Here is a 19,826-nt window from a genome sequence, read left to right on the forward strand (position 1 = left end):
GGGATACTTACAACAGCCCAAAACACCGCTAGCAGTAGCGCTACGCCGAGGCTTAAGCGCGGAAACGGCCATTTGGGGATAACTCTAATCCGTAGCATGGGATGGGAGATTGTCGATATTTAGGGAACTAACTGGATCGGGAAGGCTACTTCCCTACCGTCAATGTAATTCCAGATTATTTTATGCAACTCATTAAAAATTGAGGATTTATCAGGCATAAATTTCATTAAAAACAAATACAACTCGTCAGAACTGACTACCTTTATCTCCCCAACTTTTTTCACTTTTGCTGATAAAATCTCTTTATTGTTAATGCAGCTAAAATATAAAATAACGCTTCTATCCTCTTCCGAATATAAAACATTATCTATATATAATGAGTTACTAGTTGAAGACGGCATTTCCATTCCAAGTTCCCTTAAACTTACCTACGATTGTTACATTTTGTACAGCTACTTCTTCTGCACTCAAGGCTGATTGATTAGTCGCACTATTCGCTGTATTTAAGATTTTCATACAGCGCGCCAACTTTCGGGTTCAACATTTTCATGCTATACCCCCCAAAGCATATTCTAATTATCGTATATAGCCAGGGTCGTCGTCATCACTATCCCAGAATGGATATGGATCCGCATAATCTCCATTTATAAGGATAGGACACCACCCAAAATCATTATAAAAAACAGATAGATCAGATATTTTGTAAATATCACCACCTACCCTATTTAAAGTCACCAACCCTGGTTCATAATGAGTATGCTCCCCCCTGCCCTTGCAAGAGTTCTTTTCTCAAATCTGTCTCTATCCCATTCATCTACTATACCTGTAGAAGCAGGCTCAACTACTGAAAAAATTAGTTCGAACTTATCTGAGATCTTAATCATACAAGGTATATCGTTTTGTTCAACAAGAGAACCAGTCAATAAATTTTCAGGAAAAAAACCTTTAACAGCATTAACTCACCCCTAAAAAACACTACAAGTCAATTATCATGAAATCATTAGTTGATTTGTATCTGTCTGATATATCTCTTGTGTCCAATGGAGTTAATTGGTATAAGAAAATCATTCTTTACTTGAATACGCAGTGAAATTATTCACTGTTCAATCTTATACCATCTATCTTAATCCATTGCATCACACCAAAGTTTCCTCAGATAACACGAAACAACTCGTCATCCCTAAATAATGAGAAACTTTCTATCTCACAGATAGATAATGGCTTCTCCTTTACAGTCCCATATCTAAGAACTCCAATTACTTCAACATCATCATCGTAACTGACGGTCCCTCCAACCCATCCACCTACAATATCATCTAACATACGTTCAAGATTTGGAAAATATATTTCCATGTGGTTTTTATTATCAAAACAAGCATCTCTTGGCACTAAATAAACACGCTCAGCATGAATAATCAACTTAGCATTTATTTTTATCTTACATCCTATAGATGTTGGCAATAAACCAAAAGCGTCTAGCAATTTTTTAACATCCTTCATTTTCCAATCCATCTCAAGTTAATAAAAAAATCCACACGATAAAATAAAATCGCCCCCACTTATTTCAAGATATATATCCGATTACGGCCCCCCCCCAAGACAACCTTGACTTTAACTCATCAGGAACTATTTTAAATAACAATTTAATGTACTCTACATTCTGGGTGTAATTGGGGGATATCTCATCACTGCATTTTTCAAAATAGTACTTTGCTTGGTTATTTAAAAACCAAATGTCATGTTCCACAAAATCAAAATCCAGAATACTTTTTGATAAGTTATGTATAAGTTCAACATCAAAATAACAGGACCTGTCTCTTGCCCTTAGCCAAGCATTCTGTAACTGAACATTTCTTATATAAGGTAAAACAAGGTCAAATATCTTCTTATATATCTCTTGCTTTGTCATCTTTATCACTACATTATCGCCTATTCATAGACAAGCATAACTTACAGCCATAACAGGGGGAATCATTTTATTGACATGTGGTTCCGTAGAGCCTCTGAACTGATTATTTCGGAGAACACATTCAGCAGACTGTTGGTGGACACAAAATACTTCCGGTCCGAGAGATTAAGCACTCTTAGATAATCACCACCGATCTCTCAAATATGCCGGGCAGTTGAGGCGAAACGGAGAGGCTAATCGATAAAACTGATCTTCCCGGAAAAAGGTACAAGAACAAGAATACTGATTTTAATGACCATCCTCTTTAAAAATATCATGCCAATTTATTTCCTCTCTATCTCTTGGCTCATAGTGCCTGCTTAAGTCTATCAAACGCCACAATCCGTTATCTTCAACAAATAATTCCCTTACTTTCAAGTATGGCTTTTCCATTTCATCTAAAAATAGCACCCCTTTTATTTTCGCATAATGAAATAACCTTGATGAACCACCGCCATATAAACTAACATTATTCTCAAGATTATCACTCAACCCATGGTTTTCAATTTTCAAAAAAGGGGGTTTTAAATAATCACTTCCATAGTCCTTATCAATCAAAATTAAATTACCATCTGAATGATAGATAATATATCCATTAACATATACCTCTTTATAATTAGAGAAATTATCAACTACTTCTCTGACAGTCATCATTTTAATATAATCCCATTGTAATTCTTAATCCTGTTAAGAACAGTATCCTGCCAGCGTACTGACCATCCTATGCAGTTGCATCAACCTATCATACTGCGCCGCCACTTCATCCCAGCTTTTTTGTTTGCTTCAGCTATGGCTGTGATGGCCGCATCGCGGGTGATGTTACATCCATCATGGAGCTTGCATTGGCAGCATCCTGCGGATACAGGTCGTTGTAGATCAGTACGTGTAGATTGGGAATTGAGACGAAATACAGTATCTGAGCTAATACACATTAGTTATCAGAATCGAATAATTAGAATCATCGCCACTTTTCCATTAACCTAACTAAGTATCCAATGAATACGCTTTAACAAAGTCACTGTATACTTCATGTAGATGATAAAAATCTGCATCAGGCTCATTTTTTATCATTTGATACCTTTCCATTAATTTTTTAAAAAGCCCATCAGGTATCGGATGAGGATCTGACTCATTTTTCGCACAAAAAAATAAAACAGAGTATCCTTTAGAGATGGAACTGATAAACTCTCACTATACCTAATTATAAATGAAAACGCATACTGCCAATCACATTCCGACAGTAATAGATATGACAAACAAGCCGCTCTTAGGAAGTCATTATATAATATTTCCGACTCCAAAATTAACTTACAAAAGGCAAGTCCTTCACGCTCATTAATTAAGTAAAGTTTATTGAGATAATCAAACGCCTCTTTCTCAGGATCTTCAGATGACAATTCATTAACATAACCATTCGCTAGATAGCTGTTTAATCCATCAAATAGATCTTTGATGTTTGATTGGGTTGGATTCAACATCACTTAAATGCCCCCGTTTGTATAGTTGATAGCCGCTTTGAACCGTCAGGTAAAATCGTCCAAGTAGCATAAATTCTTACAGCATTACCCTAGCAGCCTGTACTTCACTGAATCCGGGATCACCAGCGCTGAAAAACAGTCGGTCACCATTGTGACCGATATACTCCAACTACGGTGATAATAAATGGAGGAAAGGGATTTAGGACTTAAAAGCAAAAATCCCCAACCAACTCAGCCGAGGTTTTATTTTATAAATCATCTTCCGAAATAATATTTATCGCCCCGCAGGCTTCAAATAACCATTTCAAAGCACCAGACATAAAAGGGGAGTCAATAGCAGTAACCTCGATTATAAAATGGCTATTACTCAACGGTGCATCGAATAACACCGCATCCCACCAAAACCATTCTCGCTCATCAGGTTCTAGCCAAGATAACCATGATGATAATGTCCATTTTTTATCATTAGAGGCCTCCTTAAGTTTTTCTTCATAAGATAATTCATCCCACCTTCTAGTTTGCTTTTTTCTTTCCGCTTCAGTCAGTTCTGGCAAACAGGCGTTAACAAACCGGGATGGAAGGACATTTGACCATTCATTAAGGGAAAGCCAGTTTTCGGTTGAATAATGATTTACAGTGATCAACACCTCTTTTGCCAGACCTAATACTGAAGGAACATCATCACAAGACACAATGAATCTGGCGATTCCAACACCAGTGGCTTTATCTGTTGATTGAGGAGGCTTTTTCAACCTATCCCTTTCCAATAAAATTTGCCGTAATTTCTCATCACTTACTTGCATCTTTTCCTGTCCCCTGAATGATTACTATAGCCTCTCAGGAACAATCACTACCTCCATAGGAGGTGGTTTAGGGCTGACAAAAGAGCCTGGCTGTTAAGCCAGGCTCTTTATCAGTAAAAATCTTCTCGTTCAAAGATAATACCCGTGGGGAAAACGTCGTCCTTCTCGAAGTACACTGAATTTTCTTTTCCATGAATTACCACAGAGTAACCATAGACAATATCCTCTTCTTCGCTAATTCCAATAACTACTCCTTTGCATTTTGCATACTTGTCATTTTTAGCATCTTCTTTAACTTCGACTTCCTGATAAAAAGCTATTTTCATGGCGATCACTTGCGCGTAATTTTTCCATCCCGGAATAGAGCTATGTTGTTTTGTCCAAACTACCGATATCGATGACTGGCTAAAGCGTTACCCCAGCGGCCTTAAGTTTGCCGAGTAATAACACACTCACCCCCGGCCTGCGCTGGTTTTTTGTTTTCGCGCGGGTGGCCTGGGCGTGGCTCTGACCGGGTGGTTTTGTCATACCGTCGGCATGACGGTCATGACGAAACATTTCCTGTCCGACTAACACAACTGCGCAAAACCGCAGAGTTGACACAACTGGCACTGGCTGACAACACTTCCATTCACGTTAACCAGATACGCTGTTATGGAACGCTGTCTGCACAGCCCACCTGAGACACCCAGATAAAGCTGGCTAAGCTACAGATTTTTATATCGTTCAGGAAGATATTCTTTATTTTCTATTGCTTTTAGCAACTCAAGTAAGCTATTTCGATACCAAGATAATTCTTCTTTACTCTCACACTCTGTTTCTTGATTTATTTGTTCATCAGAACAATTATTCAGCATAAAATTTAAACAATCAGCCAATACTGTAACTTCTCCTTCCGATAACCTCACATCAAGTAAAGTGACACAAGAAATAAACTTCGTCTCTAATAATTCCATCCTCCACCACCTTACATAATCATAAAATTTATCTTTAAAATTAGACAATTCATCATTGGTTGCCCTATGCCAGCGCCCTGAGTTAATTCGCTACGCTGTATTTTTATTAGATTTTTCAATCATCTGAGCACCGATATCCAACATCAGGAGCGAAGCTATTAAGCCGTTCTCTTTTTCAGTAAAAATCGTCTTGGGTTAGCTGCTTCCCAGTTGGGATAATTTCATCTTTATCAAAAGATAAAAGATACTCCTCATCATAAAGTTTTATTGAGTACCCGTATAGTATACCGCCTTCTTCGCTCCCCCCCATAACACCGCCTTTTTTACCTATATATTTCTTGTTTTTTTCTTTGCAATTAGGAGATATCCTCACCTCCTGATAGAAACCAATCTTTTTTTCCATAAATATACTCCCATTACTTATACATAATTTTTCCATGTCCGTAGAGAAATACAAAATCGGCACCACTTGCATCAGGATCAACACGTTCCAATTTCCCGCCCATAGTATTTTGCAATTCGGTGGCGGCTGAACCTTCTGCAAGCTTGTTCTTGCCAGCATGGGGGTCATATTTCAGTCGGTTGACTTCGCCAAGGTTAACCGCCGCTCCCGTATGAGCTACCGAACCGGCAATTTCATCACTGGCTTTGTTGATTAACTTAGAAGCAGTTTCAATATCTCCTGCTTTTAACGCCTTTTCCGCCATCTTAAGCATCTTGCCTGCAGCGTCATCTAAGACTGGCATCAACCCTACTGCGGCGGCAAGATAATTCAGTGTACTCTGTGCTAATTAGGCCATGTACAGCCCGCAGGGTCAGCCGGAATACGCGTTTAATCACCAGAACGGCAGTGCTGGCAAGGTCAGAATAGCGCTGAGGTCTTCCGCGTGCTGAAGGCGGGGCTGTGCCACACCACGCCTTAATTGTTTCGTCGTCCAGCCAGAAAGTCATGGAGCCACGGTTGATAAGCGCTTTGTTATAGGTGTGCCAGTTGGTGATGCTGAACTTCTGCTTTGCCACGGGACTGCCTGCGTTGTCAGGGAATGCGTGCTCTGCTCCTTCAACTCAGCAAAAGTTCGATTTATTCAACAAAGCCTATATAGTTTCGTTTTATTTAAAAATATCATTCCAATCCATATTATTTTCATTATCATTTTTTGCATTGAGATTTATATCAATCCAAATATTATCATTTTCAAGAGATAATTCACTTAAATACAACTTATTTTCGTTAAACTCGATATTGGTCAATATATAACACAAGGCTCTGGCAGGATGAAATAACAATGGGCCACCCCCATTAAAAAGTAATCTCCCATCCAGTTTTAGACAATCAAGCAGGCCTTTATTTTCTATTGGAAATTTTGGTGAATTCATATAGTCATCACGGCCATCCCAATCAATCAAATAAAAATCATGCCCGACACTAACCAACCACCCAGTTATCATAAGTGGGGGGTTAGTTACATTGAGACTCATCAACTGACTTACATTCATCATTTTATGATAACTCCGTTTCCAGTCATCTTGCCGTATAAGAAATCAGTTCTAATCCCAAGCGGACCATTAAAAGTATCTCTTATCATATAATAACCTACTCCATTAATTTCCTTATATGCATCTACAACAATGAAATAACCTGAACCACCAGAGGAAATCGCTATTATTGATGGTGTATTTTGTGAACTCAACTCTTTGAGTTGATTTGGTGTTAATGTGGCAATAACATTATTACCAACCCCATTCTTAGATAGCACAGCACTCATTTCAGTAATATTAACACCTATTGGCCGAATATTATCAAATTGACTGACAACTGAATCCAAGAAACGAATAAATGAATGCGCCCACACAGCAGGAGAAGAGAGTCCTTAAAGGTATATTGCGCTAAGACAGCGAGTTTACAGCAGCGAAGCGACATCGCCGCCGCATCCCCTCCAGGGTCGCTTGCTGTTTTAATACCGGCCAGTTGTGATTGAAAACGCCAGCAGTTCCACCTGATACCCTGTAGTAGAAAAATAACATTCAATAGTGAAAAATTATTATCGAAAAATACAATGAACAGCCAAAAACACCATGACTCTTATTATAGAAGGAGTGATGTTTCACTCCTTTTTAGTTATTTAACATTAACTATTATATGCTTTTCTACCGAACCATCCCAAATGATATTTACATTCAACTTCATCCCCCCCCACCAACGAACTTGACTATTCGCCGCCGTAATATCTTTTATCGCCATTCCTCCATTAGTAGGATATATATCATAGTCATGCCCAACTTCAGGGATAAATGAAGCTGAACGTGTAGCAATTATCTGAGTGTATTGAGATCTAAACGTTTCTTCTTGATAGGTTATCTTTATATGTTGATTAGCTTTAATTACATACTCAAGAGAGTCCATACCTTGCATTGCCGTTGAGGGAGGAGCCATCCCTGGAATTCTCTTGTTATAGGTTGACTTTATTCCTATAAAGTTCACACCGGCCGTTAATGTTCTCGCATCTATAACTTTGTAACACCCATTTGATTTTTCATGAACTTCCAACGTTAACGGAGGGAGATAATTTTTTACTCGGATACGCGAAGAGTCACTCCCCTCGTAGTCAGACATAGATTTGGTTGTACTAATCGAGCATCCCACAGAAAATAAAACAGGAATAATTGCTATAAATTTTCTCATACAAATTATTATCTCCAGAAAAAATATTATTAATAATAACCTAACAAAAATTGCGTGGCCTCAGTCACCCATCAGACCAAAAAATCGCTAGCAGAGCTTTGCACGAGTATAAAACCAGTGATAGCCACACCGGTAAGTAAATAGCCCCAACAACAGTTTTCTTTCAAGAACCACCAACGCTCATTTTTAACATTGGTCAACCCGTTATTATCACAGTTGAATTCGTGCGGCTGGTGATTAAAGCGGAACTCGGAGTCAGCCTGGTAAAAACAGCGATCACGGCACAAGGCCGGGATCGTTTCAATAACTCTATTGCTGATAGCGCTCATCTTGCTGAACGAGAGGTTCTATTTCCTCCTCCCATATGCGTTTTTGGTATAGCTGCCATTCTGTTAGTTCAGTACGCCTTTTTATACAATCCCGAATATTTTTTACCGCAAGATTAAAGTCTTCACGACTCAGATCAGTAAAACTGATCTGATCAAGGACTAAAACCTCCATTATTTTTTCATATATTATTGGATAGCTACTTTGTAGAGCATCATTGAATAAATCCTCTAACGCATCCGAAGCTCTCCTGTTAAGGGTAACATGCAAATCTTTTCCTTCTGGATAGCCAATAAAAATAGTTGCACCCATGACTCACCTCATTATAATTACTTTTTGTTGCTGTGTATCCGGTAGTGTCTTAATGAAATCAGTAAATAACTTCTGATTACTTGGTGACAACACGCTAAAATCAACAGGAACAATATCAGCTTTATTTAAATGATCCAATATTTGTTGCTGCCCAGCGGGTAACTTACCTGGAGATCTTACAACGGTCATATTCTTTTCAAAAAATTTATTTATTCCATCAACTTCCTTTTGGGATAAATTCTTAGTTGTATACATAAAATCAACTGTTTTCCCCGCATTGGAGCCACTACTGATAATAAAGTCAGCTGTTTTACCACCTGTATCAGGAGCTCTTTCCAATGTCCCTAGCACGTTTTCCAACCTTGCAGCCGCCGCTGCCTCTGCTGGGTTATACTTTCCGTTACCATTTATATCTGGTGTATTTAAGCGCTGTTGGCCTTCCAGAGGAGTAGAATCCATTTTTACTTCATAAATACCATCTGCATTTTTAACAAGAGAATTTGCTGCCCCTGCGGCTAAGCTTTTGTTGCCCACCGCTATATCTTCCCCGAACTGCTTCACCAGCTCCTTGGACGCCACTATCGCACTGATGCCGCCATACAGATACATTCCACCGATATAAACCCCAGCCCGTGCTCTGGCTTCCTCTTCTGTATACCCGAACCTCATGAGAGCCTGGGTATACCCTTCCAGTACGTTAAATGCATCCTTCGCCAGGGGATCTGTCGAATTCAGCAGGCTCTGTATCTGTTGATACCCCGCCTGCGCTTCTTTCGGATTCAGGTAACTCAGGTTGGTATATGTATTCAGCGCCTCAAGGGCTTTATTTCTTTCCGCCTGACAATCACTTCCTTCTACCTGACACGCCTTTATCGCTGCAAGATCGCTTTCCAAATCCTTACGATTCAGCGCATCACGCTTTTGTTTTTCCTGCTCGGTCAGGTTCTCTTTGTGGTTGAGATACGTCTGAAGGCTCTTCTCCGTGCTGCTCAGGTAGTTATTCTCCACCGCCACCTGCGCCGACTGCGCCCCCTGCACCGCGTCCGCGCCGGTATTCCCCACCACGCCTGCCGCCAGGCCACCCGCTATCGTCGCCAGCGTGCTGATGTACTGCTTCTGCTCTTCGTTCAGCTCCGAGGGTTTCTTGCCCGGGTACAGCGCGTCCATCAGGGCGCGGGCCGCCAGTTCACCGCCCGCTTCACCCGCCGCCCCTGCCAGCGCGTTATTCCCGCTCGCCTGCGCCACCACCGCACCCAGCAACGCGTGCGCCAGCGTGTTCGCCGCCACGTCCGTGTTGCCTGCCGCATCCGTCGTCGCCCGGTGGATGGCTTCCGCCATATACGGCGCTGCCGCCCCCGTCAGCGCCTGCGCCATGTTCCCCGCCAGCACACCCTGCAGCGCCGCCGTCACCGCCTGAATGCCCTGACGTACCGCACCGCCCGTTCCGTACGGCGATGTCCGCATCGCCTCATCGTAGTACGACTGGTACAGCGCCTGCGTGATGTCATCCTGCGTTATCGCCTTGTTCGGGTTCGCCTGCGCCAGCTCGCTGCCCTTCGCCCGACGCTCCGCCGCCGATGCCGCGGCCACCTTATCGTTCGCCGCCTTCGTCGCTGCTATCGCCCCTTCCGTCGAGGCGATATCCAGCGCCTGCGCACCGATGTCCGACATCAGCTGCGCCTGCTGCAGTTTGCTTTCAACCTTCTCCTTGTCGAATATCGGGTTCAGCGCCCCACTGTTCGCCCCCGCCGTATCCCGGCTCAGCCCGCTCACATCCTGCTGCTGACCGGCCCTGTCACGGATTATCAGCGCGCCGTCGCTCACCGCCGCATAGGTCGTCCCTGATGAGGAGCCGCTCTGGTTCGCCCCCGCCAGCGCCAGACCGCCCAGGTTGCTCAGCATCTGCATCCCTATCGGGCCGCCGGTGCCCAATCCGCCCCCGCTGTGCGACGCGCTGTACTCCGCGTGGTTGTCGATATTGCTGAACCCCAGTGTCCCCGTATCCAGCCGGTTCTTCTCCGCCTCCGCCGTCGACGCTATCGCCCCGCCGTCCAGTTGCGTGTGGTTCCCCACCGTCACGTCAAAACCGCCCCGGCCCGCAAACAGCCCCGACTGCTCCTGCACACTCTCAAAGTTGCTGTTCACCCTGTCACGGCTGAAGCTGAAACTCGCGCCGCCACCCCCGCCGTAAATCGGTATCGTCACCCCGGCGCTCATGCTCTGCTGCTTGCTGTCGTAATGGTCGCTGTCCTGCTCGCTGCGTATCAGCAGGTCACGCCCCACCTGCGCGGTTATCGTCTCTGCATTGACCTGCGCGCCCTGCAGCGTGGTGTCACGACCGCTGTGCAGCACCGCCGCCCGCCCTGCTTCCAGCAGCGCTTCCGTGTGCGTCACCCCGTCGCCATGCTGGCTGCCCTTCGCCGCGTTCACGCTCGCACTCACGCTCAGCCCGAAGCTGCCCGAGGCACTCACCCCGAAGCTCACCCCGATACTGCCGCCCTGACTCTGGTTGCTCCCCTCGGTGTGCTGCGTGTTGGCCGACGACAGCAGCCGGATATCCCGCGACGCATCCAGCAGCAGGTCCTGACCCGCCTTCAGGGTGCTGCCCGCCACCGTGACGTCACCGTCCGTCGCCGTCACCGACAGGTTGTGACCCGCCGTCACGCTGCTGCCCTGCGCCGTGGTCTGCGTCTGCGCCTGCACCGATTTGGACGACTGGCTGCCGTACGACACGCTGACACCCACCGTCTGGCCGCCCTGTTGACCGCCTGCCCCTTCCGACTGCGCCTGCGCCAGCCGCGCCGCCTGCACACCCTGTGCCACGCTCAGCGCCGCCTTCGTCTGCTGCAGCGCCTTCACCCGGCCGTCCTGCGTCTCACGCGAGGACTGCGCCGTTTCCACCGCCGTGTTCAGCGCGCCGCCCACGCTACCGCTCAGCGCAATCGTCAGACCGCTCTGTTTCTGCTCTCGCGTTTCCTTCCTGTCCTGTCGATTCTCCAGCGACACCACGCTTACGTCACGCCCTTTCAGCGTCACGTCTTCACCCGCTATCAGCTCGCTGCCCGCCACACCCAGCGACCCGCCCGCGTTCAGCGTCAGCGACCCCGTGCTGCTGCCTACCGTACTGCCGCGATGTTGCTGCGCGCTCTCCGCCGTGGTGGTCTTCTGGCTGTTGCTGCCTATCGTAAACCCGATACCGCCGCTGCCCATCAGCCCGGAGTGTGTCTCCTCACGCAGGTGCGTCTGTGCATCCCGCTCCTGGGCTGCCGTTACCGTCAGGTTATTGCCCGCCGACAGGCTCACATCGCCGGTGCCTGCCACATCGCTGCCCGAGACCGTCAGGTCATGGCCTGCCGCCAGCGCCACCGTATTGCCACTCAGCACGCTCGCCGCCGCCGTCTGCCGGTCTACCGTATCCTGACGTACCGTGGTTATCTTGGAGGCAAAGCCATTGCTACCGGTGGTCTTGTGCCGCTCATCCAGCGTGGCGGTATCCGTTCCCTGCTGGATAGTCAGGTTGTTGCCCGCCGCCAGCATCAGACCGTTGCCCGCGCTCATCGAGGCGGCCGTCGCCGTCAGGTCACGGCCCGCGCTCATGTGGATATCGCCTTTGGCGTTTACTTCGCTGCCCTGTTCATTGCTGGCGCTTTGTGTGACCCGATTATCGCCGTTCCAGACGATATTATCCCGGCTGGCGGTAGTGACCGTCTTCAGGTTGATATCCCGCCCGGCCGCCACCGTGGTGGTGCCGTTCTCACCGCCGTTGGTCAGTTGCGCCGCCGTCAGGTTAACGTCACGCCCGGCCTGCAATACCAGTTTCCCGGCATCGTTTTGCACATACAGGCCGGCCACCCGGTCCAGCGCAGTACGGCTGAAATTGCCGTCGGCACTGGTGGCACTGCGGGTCGTGGTGGTGAGGGTGATATCCCGTCCCGCCTGCGCCGTCAGGCTGTCGTTGCCCGAAATCAGCCCACCGATGCTGGTAATATCGGTGCGCGCCTGCAACGCCAGATCATTGGCGTGGATCAACCCACCGGTGTTGTTAAGGTTCTCCGCCAGCAGGGTGGCGTTGCCTGCCGCCTGAATACGGCCGCTGTTGTTGATATCGCCATCAACACGAATATCCGCCGTGCGCCCGGCCAGCAGCGCACCGCTGCCGTCCAGATCACCGTCTTTCAGTCGGGCGTAAACCTGTGGTACCAGCACCGTCTGGGTGGTGCCGTCCGGCAACGTCACCGTCTGGTTGACCATCCACACCATGTCGCTGGTCAGTAACCGCATCTGTTCCGCTGTCAGCGCCACCCCCGGCGTCAGCCCGTATTGCTTGCCAAACGCAATACCGGCATCCATCAGTGCCTTGAACTGGGTGTCATCGTTGCTGTAACCGTTAAGGTAACGCTGCCCGGTTAACGAGACTATCTGCTCACGCACCAGCCGCTGTTCGTAGAACCCATCCCCCAGACGTTTGTGGACGCTGGTCGGGTCGCCGGTAAGCGCACTCAGCATGTAGTCTGAACTCAGCCAGGTCTTCTGGTTGGTGAAACGCGGGTCGGTTTCCACCAGATAACTGGCGTTACGGTCCGGGTTGGTATGGAACAGGCTGTTATCCGGCAGCCGGATGTCCGGCCCCACCAACCTGATGATAGCCGCGGGTTTACCACTTTCCGGCGCGGTACCCGACGTCACTTCGAAAACCTGGCCGGATGGCACTATCACCGGCTGATTGGGCAGCGCCTGCAACACGGCGGCATTCACGCCGGTTGCGCCCGCTACGCTACCGTTCACGCTGCTATCGCTGCGCCCCTGTAAGCCACGGTTGCTGGCCGCCGCCGTAAACGACTGTATCGCCCCCGGCTGCAAGGTGATCGACTGGATCTGCTCCGGCGGGGTATACGCCGCGCTATCTTGCCCTTGTTCGTCACGCCCTTTGTGACGAATACGCCAGAAGCTGGTGGCGGTACCGTTTTCAGTGATATGCCGCTCGCCGGGGACTTCCACGTTATTCAGTTGTCCGGCGTTGATCCCCAGGCCTGAACCGGCAATGATGCGGCTCTTGTCGTTCAGCACCATACCGGAGGTAATCAGCAGATTGCCGCCCGACAGTATCTGGCCAGGGTCGCTTTGGATGATGCGCGACTCTTCAATATGCCGGGTGAAATCATACCGGGTAAATTCTTCGTTGCTGCCGTCCGGCGTATCCAGGCTGTCAACTTCACCATGACCGATACTGATCTGGTCTGGGGTGTACATGGTGGTCGACCCAGCCATGCGGTACTGCTGCACCTGTTCATCCGACACCGGCACGATCGCGGTGGCAAAATGGTTATTGGTGTTATTGAGCGTGCCGACATTCAGCACCATGTCGCCTGCGGCTTCAATCGTCGCACTGCCGTTATTGATAACGCCGCCCTGACCGGTCGCCTGGTTCTGGCTATCCAGCGCGCCGCCTATCGCCATCGCCCCGCTGCTATAAATCAGAGCGTGCTCGTTGTTATTCAGCGCCCACATGCCAAGATCCAGCCGCTGGCGGGCGGCAATCACCGGTGCCACGCCATTCTGGTTGAGGTTATTGATAGTCCCGGCCTGTAGCGCCAGTGCATCACCGAAGATACGACCGGTCGACAGGTTATTGATCGTGGAAGCAGTGAGCAGCGTGTTGCTGCCATCCACCAGCCCGTAGTTGGTCAGCGTCTGACCAGCACTGAGCCGGGTGGTGGTCGCGCTGATCTCAGCTCCGTTCAGGTTTTCCAGATTCGTCGCACCCAGTTGCAGCGTTGACCCGGCCTGCATCAGTGCCGCATTACGCAGCAGCCCGTTGGTCTGGAAGGTCAGCGCATTACTGGCACGCACGCTGCCGGTGTTGATGAAGTCCTGTGTGAGCGACACCTGCATGTTGCCCAGCGACAGCAGGCGACCATCGCCGCTTAACTGATTGGCCGTCAACGTCAGTTGTTGTTGCGCCTGTATATCGCCATTGGTGTTCAGCAGGGTATCGGCCTGAATCTCACTGCTGCCCTGACTGGATAGCATGCCGTTGCTGTTATCCAGCGCGCCGCTGAGGGTGAGCGCCAGATCGCGGCTGGCGGTGATAGCACCGTTGCCGTTCTGCAACTGACCGGCGGTCACACTGACGTTGTTACCCAGAATCCCATTCTGGTTGCGTGTGCCCTGATTCAGTACAGACCCGGCCAGCAACGTGGCCTGCTGCCCGGCATGAATCAGCCCCAGGGTGTTATCGATCACCGCCTGCACCGCATCCAGCGTCAGGTTACCCACCGCCTGCAGGGTGCCGCTCTGGTTGCTGATGCCACCATCCGCGGTCACCGTCAGGTTCCCGTTGGTGATGATAGACCCGCCCTGTGAGTTATCGAGCGATGAACCGGCCAACGTCAGGTCACCGCCGGACTGGATCTGCCCACCGGCATTGAGGATGACATTGTTTGCCGCCGGTGCTGCCGCCAGCAGAGTCATGAACTGCCGGGCCGCGCTGCGCAAGGGGCGGGTATCCCAACTCAGCGACGTACCCGCCTGAATTTTACCGCCCTGATTGCTGACATCGGCCGTGCTCGCCTGCAAGGCCCCCAGTGCAGCCAGTTGTCCCTGCTGGTTATTGAGGCTACCGCTGTTTAACGTCAGGTTGCGGTTGGCTATCACCGCACCACCGAGGTTACTGAACACCCCGGTACGCAGTTGGATGTCCGACTGGCTGGTGATACCACCCTGGCTGCCACTGGCACCGTTGCTCAACGACTCGCCGTTGGTGTTTAACGACAGCAGACCACCGCTTTGTATCAACCCGGTATCGTTCTGTACTTGCAGGGTATCCATCGTCAGCGTGCCGGTCGCGCCAATCCGTCCGCCCTGATTATCCAGCGCGCCCAGCGTGAGCGCGGCATCCGCGCCGCTCACCAGCAAACCGTTGCGGTTATTCACATCACCGCTGTTTAAGGTGAACGCGCCCTGGCTGAGCAACGTTCCCTGAGTGTTAATCAAACCGCCTTGCTGCAAGTCGACATCCAGCACATTCGCCCGCACCAGACCGGCGGTATTGCTCATGCCGTTCGCCTGAATCTGCAGGCGCTTACCCGCCCCCAGTTTACCGCCGTCATTAAGCAACTGCTGCTGGCTGGTGATCAGCGCATCGCCGGAAACCGTGCTGAGCGTTCCTTGTCGGTTATCCAGTTGATCAGCCGTCAGCGTGAAATGACCCGCGCCCACATGCTGAATGCTGCCTTGCTGATTGTTGAGCTGCTGAGTTTGCAACGTCAGATCCTGCCCGTTGCTGGTAATCTGCCCACCACGGTTGTCGATGCCGCCGCGATGATTCAGTGTCAGGCTCTGACTACCGGTTTGGATGAGATTCCCTTTGCGGTTGGATAACCGGTCGGTACTCAGGTTCAGGGTATCCGCCTGCAATATGCCGCCGTCGTTGTTGATGCTGACCGGCGCATTCAGTGACAACAGGGTGTCCGACTGAATATTGGCACCACTGACTGAGACACTGCCTTGTCTGGCCGTGATCGCCACCTGTTTGCCGTAGGTCTGGCTACCGCCCAGATCCACATCGCTACCGGTCACAGTCAGTTGGCCCGCTGCCAGGTGCTTACCATTGCCCGTCAGGTTGCCGTCGGCATCCAGCGTTAGCGTGCCGCTGCCGGACAAGGTGCCGTCGGCACTCATACCACCGGCGATCGCACCCGACTGGCTATTGTTTATCGTACCGCCTTTGATGCGGGTGTGGCTGGCAGCGGCGATAACGCCACTGTTGCCGAGCTGGCCGCCTGCCGTGACGGACGTTTCGCCGCTGGCGTATACCTTGCCCTGATTGCTGATATCCTGACGTGAAGTCAGTTGGATATCCTGACTGGCATTGATTGTGCCGCTATTTTCGATACGCCCGTCAGCCGTCAGCGTCACACTGCCTGCCGAGGCACCGATATTCCCGGCGTTTCTCACGCCAACCCCTTTCTCGGTGCCAATCAGGCGGATTTTCCCGGCGTACATCCCGCCCAGTTGCGAGGCATCCAGCGCCAGTTGAGGTGAGGCGCTGCCGTCACGGGTCGCCTGAATGTTGTCATGGGCAGCGCTGACCTGATTGCTGCCGGTGGTGACCCGCAAATCGTTAGCCCAGATACCGGCGTTCACTTTCACGGAGCGAGCGATGATATCGGTGTAGTCCTGAGTGCGGCTGTCCAGCCCACCGCCCTGAATAATGATTTCACCTTGTCGCACGTCATAACCGGTCAGATTGCCGTCCTGCATCTGTGCCCGGCCGGTGGTGAGCGTCGCCCGATTAGCATTAATAAAACCGCAGCCATCACAGGTGATGCCCGCCGGGTTCGCGATAATCACCTGCGCACGGGTGCCTGCCACCTCCACATACCCACCCAGGCGGCTGGGGTTGCTGGAATTCACCTCATTGAGGATGACTTTGGCCTCACCCTGCGCCAGATAAGGGTTACGTTCAACCCAGCCACCCTGCTGCGTCTGGATACGTTCCCGCGAGTTATTGAGGATGGCACCTTTGCCATCCACATCAAACTGGCTGTAGGTATTGCGGGATACGCCGCCCGCGCTGGGCGTCTGGATATTAACCTGCGGCACCCCGTTGGCGGTGTTGACGATCACCGGTTGCTGATTAGCTGGCGCACCCGCGTCCGCCACTATTCCCGCCTGAGCAGGTGCCACAATAGACACGCAGCCGAGCGCGGTCAGCAGTGCAAAACCCAGCGGAGAAAGACGGGCCCACTGATGTGGCAAAAGGGTACCGGGTCGTGAGGAACGGCCGCCGCCACCTTGTCCTGATCGGGCAATATCCGCCACAACCATCAACATGCCGCGGCTTTTGTTGAAAATGATCCGGTAGAGCAATTTGTTCACAGCAAGATATCCTTATCGAATGCAAATCTCGGGGAGCGGTTCAGCTAAAGGGTGTTGTTGCAGCCAGTGATCGCGTGACTGACGTGATACCTGATCGCCATGGTGTACGAAGACGCGTTTGCCACGTCTGGCACCCTGATGGTCAAGCGAACGGAAGCAGTAATCCGGCAGTAAGGTGTGGCCGACCAGATGGCGCATGGCGCGAGAATGGCCGAAGGGCGCGATCCAATCGATGATCCACATGCGATCGCCACAGGCCCAGTCGTCCTGCGGCATCAGAATAGAGGGTTGGGTGAGGTAACGCCGTTCGGCTTCGGCATCCAGCCATGCCCAACTCATGAAAAAAATCGGCTGTTGCTGCTGACTGACCACCACGTATTGTTGGTGCTTGATAATCGGCAACAGTAGTGTCGATAACGCCTGTAAGGGCGCATCACGGTGCAGCGGCGAATGCATCCAGAGCCACACGGCGGCCCCCAAGATTTCTGCTTCGCTGCTTTCGCCGCCAATCAACGCTGGCGACTGAACGTCAAAATGGTCAATCTGCATCCTTGCTACGTCCTAATACTGCCAGTTGAGGGTAAATCCTACTGTTACCGGGCTGGTGTTGAATCCATCGGGTTTAGAGAGCGGGATACCGGCGAACAGGTCATAGTTAATGCTCTTAACCGCGCCACGCCAGCCCAGCACGCCCCCGGCCAGGTGGCGTCCCAGCAAGGTATCGCTGCCGCCGCCGTCCACCGCGCCATAATCCACGCCGAGATAGAGTGACTGCCCCGGCAACGGCGTCGTCCACACCAGTTCATTGCGAACCAGCCAGCCATCATCGGCATTCAGGGTGCGCTCGCCGTCAAATCCCCGCACCGTCCAGCGGTTGCCGATGGCAAATTGTTCCTGGGGGGTCAGCCGGGTCAGGCTGTGCTGCTGTTGGTATTGCAGGTTATAGGTGAAAGGTTGCGCCAACAGATGGAAAGGCACCTCCAGTTGCGTTGTCCACTGCACAATCTTCGACAACTCAGTACCTTCATCAAACGCCTCTTCCGGGGCCGGTAATGCGCCGAACCAACGGGTGCCGCGCTGGTAGCTGACCGCCATATCCAGCGTGGATTGCCCGATATAGTGACGATGCTGTAAACCAAGACGCCAGGCAGCACTGTTACGCCGCTGCACTTCCACTTCGGTGTCGTTGATGTAATTTCGTGTCTGGCGGGTGAGCAGCTCGTAGCTGACCGATGTTTTCTGCGTGGCATTGCGATGAATAACCCGCCGCAGGCTGGCGTTAAGATTCTGGCTGCGACCACTGTATTTATATTCCTGATTGATACCGGCGATCGTCTGGTGGTAGTCGTATCCGCTGGTGGTAATACCCGCCAGCCAATAGCCCCACGGCACCGAATAGTGCGCGGTATAGTTTTGGCTAGATTGGGCGCTACGCCATTGCAGATCGTGGGTTGCAGACACATAGAACATGTCACTGAGCGATAGCGGGTTATCCAGAAACAGCGTCATCCCGCCCTGATAACGGCCGGTACTGCGCGTACCCGAGTCATCCAGCGAGGTCGCCACACGCCAGTGACGGGACTGCTTCCAACTGATATCGACATCACTCTCACCCGGCTGCTCACCGGGGACAATCTGCATGTCGGCTTTCACCGTCGGCAAACGCTGCAAATTCTCCAGCCCTTGCTCGATATCACGCAGATTCAGTAGGTTATCTTCATGTGCTGGTAATGCGCTATAGAGCTGCACATAACTATCGCTCCCCGGCGTCAGAACCACGTGGCGAATAGTCCCCGCCACCAACGCCAGTTTGAGGGTACCGCTTTTCAGATCCTGCGCGGGTGCCAGTACACGTGATGTCACATAGCCATATTCAACCAGCCGGTTCTGTAACCGGCTCATCAACAGATTGATGCCCTTGACCCCAAGGCAGTGCCCACGGCCTGTATCTGCCAGACGCTGTAGCGGTAACCAGGATGGAAAGGAAGTCAGTCCGGTCAGTTCGACACGGTCGATATCAAAACACGGCTGCTCTGCGGGAAACCCGTTGCCAGAGACCTCTTCCAGCGAGGTCTGAAACCGGACATCCGGCGTTACCGGTGCCAGCTTTTTCTCCTGAGCCCGTAATCGTTCTTGCTGGCTAATAGATTGCTGCTCCAGCGGGGTGCCGGGTTCTGCAGCCGATGCTGAAAAACAATAAGAAATTGAAAATAAAAAGTAAAATTTAAGAAATAAGGGGAATTGCTTAAAACAGGCCGTATTGCGCCTTCTTCCCTGAAGATCGATGAACATAGCTATCCGTTTCGTCAAAAAACTGTAAAGAAACATACAATAATTTACGTTGCGGAGTTTACATAAACGCGTAAAAGAACAAAACAGGTTACTTAGTTGGATTTTTTATAAGCAGCTATTGATTAGCATTAAGAATATTTTAAGAAA

General features: G+C 50.2%; 17 protein-coding genes and 1 pseudogene. All 18 read right to left on the bottom strand.

Annotation, left to right across the window (positions count from 1 at the left end):
* Positions 1-119: 119 nt before the first annotated feature.
* On the bottom strand, positions 120-407 hold the full coding sequence (locus DZE2538_RS18720) for a hypothetical protein (RefSeq protein WP_038916970.1): 288 nt from the start codon (positions 405-407) through the stop codon (positions 120-122).
* Between the two features lie 745 nt (positions 408-1,152).
* Positions 1,153-1,500: a hypothetical protein gene (locus tag DZE2538_RS18725; RefSeq protein WP_038916971.1), complete on the bottom strand. Its 348-nt coding sequence runs from the start codon at positions 1,498-1,500 to the stop codon at positions 1,153-1,155.
* Positions 1,501-1,564: 64 nt separating this feature from the next.
* The gene (locus DZE2538_RS21325) at positions 1,565-1,909 is read right to left on the bottom strand and encodes a hypothetical protein (RefSeq protein ID WP_038916972.1); all 345 of its coding nucleotides are present in this window, start codon (positions 1,907-1,909) and stop codon (positions 1,565-1,567) included.
* 288 nt (positions 1,910-2,197) lie between these two features.
* Complete coding sequence (locus DZE2538_RS18735) at positions 2,198-2,602, bottom strand: hypothetical protein (RefSeq protein ID WP_038916973.1); 405 nt, start codon at positions 2,600-2,602, stop codon at positions 2,198-2,200.
* 431 nt (positions 2,603-3,033) lie between these two features.
* On the bottom strand, positions 3,034-3,426 hold the full coding sequence (locus tag DZE2538_RS18740; protein ID WP_236616979.1) for a hypothetical protein: 393 nt from the start codon (positions 3,424-3,426) through the stop codon (positions 3,034-3,036).
* A 248-nt stretch (positions 3,427-3,674) separates the two neighbouring features.
* On the bottom strand, positions 3,675-4,229 hold the full coding sequence (locus DZE2538_RS18745) for a hypothetical protein (RefSeq protein ID WP_038916974.1): 555 nt from the start codon (positions 4,227-4,229) through the stop codon (positions 3,675-3,677).
* A 110-nt stretch (positions 4,230-4,339) separates the two neighbouring features.
* Complete coding sequence (locus DZE2538_RS18750) at positions 4,340-4,555, bottom strand: Imm31 family immunity protein (RefSeq protein WP_038916975.1); 216 nt, start codon at positions 4,553-4,555, stop codon at positions 4,340-4,342.
* 381 nt (positions 4,556-4,936) lie between these two features.
* On the bottom strand, positions 4,937-5,185 hold the full coding sequence (locus DZE2538_RS20560; protein WP_071603595.1) for a hypothetical protein: 249 nt from the start codon (positions 5,183-5,185) through the stop codon (positions 4,937-4,939).
* Between the two features lie 175 nt (positions 5,186-5,360).
* Complete coding sequence (locus tag DZE2538_RS18755) at positions 5,361-5,588, bottom strand: Imm31 family immunity protein (protein ID WP_038916976.1); 228 nt, start codon at positions 5,586-5,588, stop codon at positions 5,361-5,363.
* A gap of 13 nt (positions 5,589-5,601) precedes the next feature.
* Complete coding sequence (locus tag DZE2538_RS18760) at positions 5,602-5,931, bottom strand: hypothetical protein (RefSeq protein WP_050568712.1); 330 nt, start codon at positions 5,929-5,931, stop codon at positions 5,602-5,604.
* Positions 5,918-6,249, bottom strand: a pseudogene (locus DZE2538_RS20565) (transposase); the annotation flags it as partial. The pseudogene DZE2538_RS20565 and the gene DZE2538_RS18760, both read right to left, overlap by 14 nt.
* A gap of 46 nt (positions 6,250-6,295) precedes the next feature.
* Positions 6,296-6,685, bottom strand: a complete 390-nt coding sequence (locus DZE2538_RS20970; RefSeq protein WP_038916978.1) for a hypothetical protein — start codon at positions 6,683-6,685, stop codon at positions 6,296-6,298.
* Entirely contained in the window at positions 6,682-7,038 is a 357-nt protein-coding gene (locus DZE2538_RS20975) for a hypothetical protein (RefSeq protein ID WP_152486150.1), read from the bottom strand. The genes DZE2538_RS20970 and DZE2538_RS20975 overlap by 4 nt, the downstream gene beginning before the upstream one ends.
* 266 nt (positions 7,039-7,304) lie before the next feature.
* On the bottom strand, positions 7,305-7,868 hold the full coding sequence (locus DZE2538_RS18770; protein WP_236616980.1) for a hypothetical protein: 564 nt from the start codon (positions 7,866-7,868) through the stop codon (positions 7,305-7,307).
* Positions 7,869-8,177: 309 nt separating this feature from the next.
* Entirely contained in the window at positions 8,178-8,507 is a 330-nt protein-coding gene (locus DZE2538_RS18780) for a hypothetical protein (protein ID WP_050568713.1), read from the bottom strand.
* 3 nt (positions 8,508-8,510) lie between these two features.
* Positions 8,511-17,387, bottom strand: coding sequence for a two-partner secretion domain-containing protein (locus DZE2538_RS18785; RefSeq protein ID WP_038916980.1), 8,877 nt, complete (start codon positions 17,385-17,387; stop codon positions 8,511-8,513).
* A gap of 12 nt (positions 17,388-17,399) precedes the next feature.
* Positions 17,400-17,936 (bottom strand): toxin-activating lysine-acyltransferase, encoded by a 537-nt coding sequence (locus DZE2538_RS18790; RefSeq protein ID WP_038905980.1) that lies wholly within the window; start codon positions 17,934-17,936, stop codon positions 17,400-17,402.
* A gap of 12 nt (positions 17,937-17,948) precedes the next feature.
* Entirely contained in the window at positions 17,949-19,679 is a 1,731-nt protein-coding gene (locus DZE2538_RS18795; RefSeq protein WP_038916981.1) for a ShlB/FhaC/HecB family hemolysin secretion/activation protein, read from the bottom strand.
* Positions 19,680-19,826: the final 147 nt, after the last annotated feature.

It is taken from the genome of Dickeya zeae NCPPB 2538 (assembly GCF_000406165.1).
GTDB lineage: Bacteria > Pseudomonadota > Gammaproteobacteria > Enterobacterales > Enterobacteriaceae > Dickeya > Dickeya zeae.

Coding starts and splice junctions, on each gene's coding strand:
- DZE2538_RS18720 (WP_038916970.1), bottom strand. CDS start 407: ATGGAAATGCCGTCTTCAACTAGTAACTCATTATATATAGATAATGTT.
- DZE2538_RS18725 (WP_038916971.1), bottom strand. CDS start 1,500: ATGAAGGATGTTAAAAAATTGCTAGACGCTTTTGGTTTATTGCCAACA.
- DZE2538_RS21325 (WP_038916972.1), bottom strand. CDS start 1,909: ATGACAAAGCAAGAGATATATAAGAAGATATTTGACCTTGTTTTACCT.
- DZE2538_RS18735 (WP_038916973.1), bottom strand. CDS start 2,602: ATGATGACTGTCAGAGAAGTAGTTGATAATTTCTCTAATTATAAAGAG.
- DZE2538_RS18740 (WP_236616979.1), bottom strand. CDS start 3,426: ATGTTGAATCCAACCCAATCAAACATCAAAGATCTATTTGATGGATTA.
- DZE2538_RS18745 (WP_038916974.1), bottom strand. CDS start 4,229: ATGCAAGTAAGTGATGAGAAATTACGGCAAATTTTATTGGAAAGGGAT.
- DZE2538_RS18750 (WP_038916975.1), bottom strand. CDS start 4,555: ATGAAAATAGCTTTTTATCAGGAAGTCGAAGTTAAAGAAGATGCTAAA.
- DZE2538_RS20560 (WP_071603595.1), bottom strand. CDS start 5,185: ATGGAATTATTAGAGACGAAGTTTATTTCTTGTGTCACTTTACTTGAT.
- DZE2538_RS18755 (WP_038916976.1), bottom strand. CDS start 5,588: ATGGAAAAAAAGATTGGTTTCTATCAGGAGGTGAGGATATCTCCTAAT.
- DZE2538_RS18760 (WP_050568712.1), bottom strand. CDS start 5,931: ATGCCAGTCTTAGATGACGCTGCAGGCAAGATGCTTAAGATGGCGGAA.
- DZE2538_RS20970 (WP_038916978.1), bottom strand. CDS start 6,685: ATGATGAATGTAAGTCAGTTGATGAGTCTCAATGTAACTAACCCCCCA.
- DZE2538_RS18770 (WP_236616980.1), bottom strand. CDS start 7,868: ATGAGAAAATTTATAGCAATTATTCCTGTTTTATTTTCTGTGGGATGC.
- DZE2538_RS18780 (WP_050568713.1), bottom strand. CDS start 8,507: ATGGGTGCAACTATTTTTATTGGCTATCCAGAAGGAAAAGATTTGCAT.
- DZE2538_RS18790 (WP_038905980.1), bottom strand. CDS start 17,936: ATGCAGATTGACCATTTTGACGTTCAGTCGCCAGCGTTGATTGGCGGC.
- DZE2538_RS18795 (WP_038916981.1), bottom strand. CDS start 19,679: ATGTTCATCGATCTTCAGGGAAGAAGGCGCAATACGGCCTGTTTTAAG.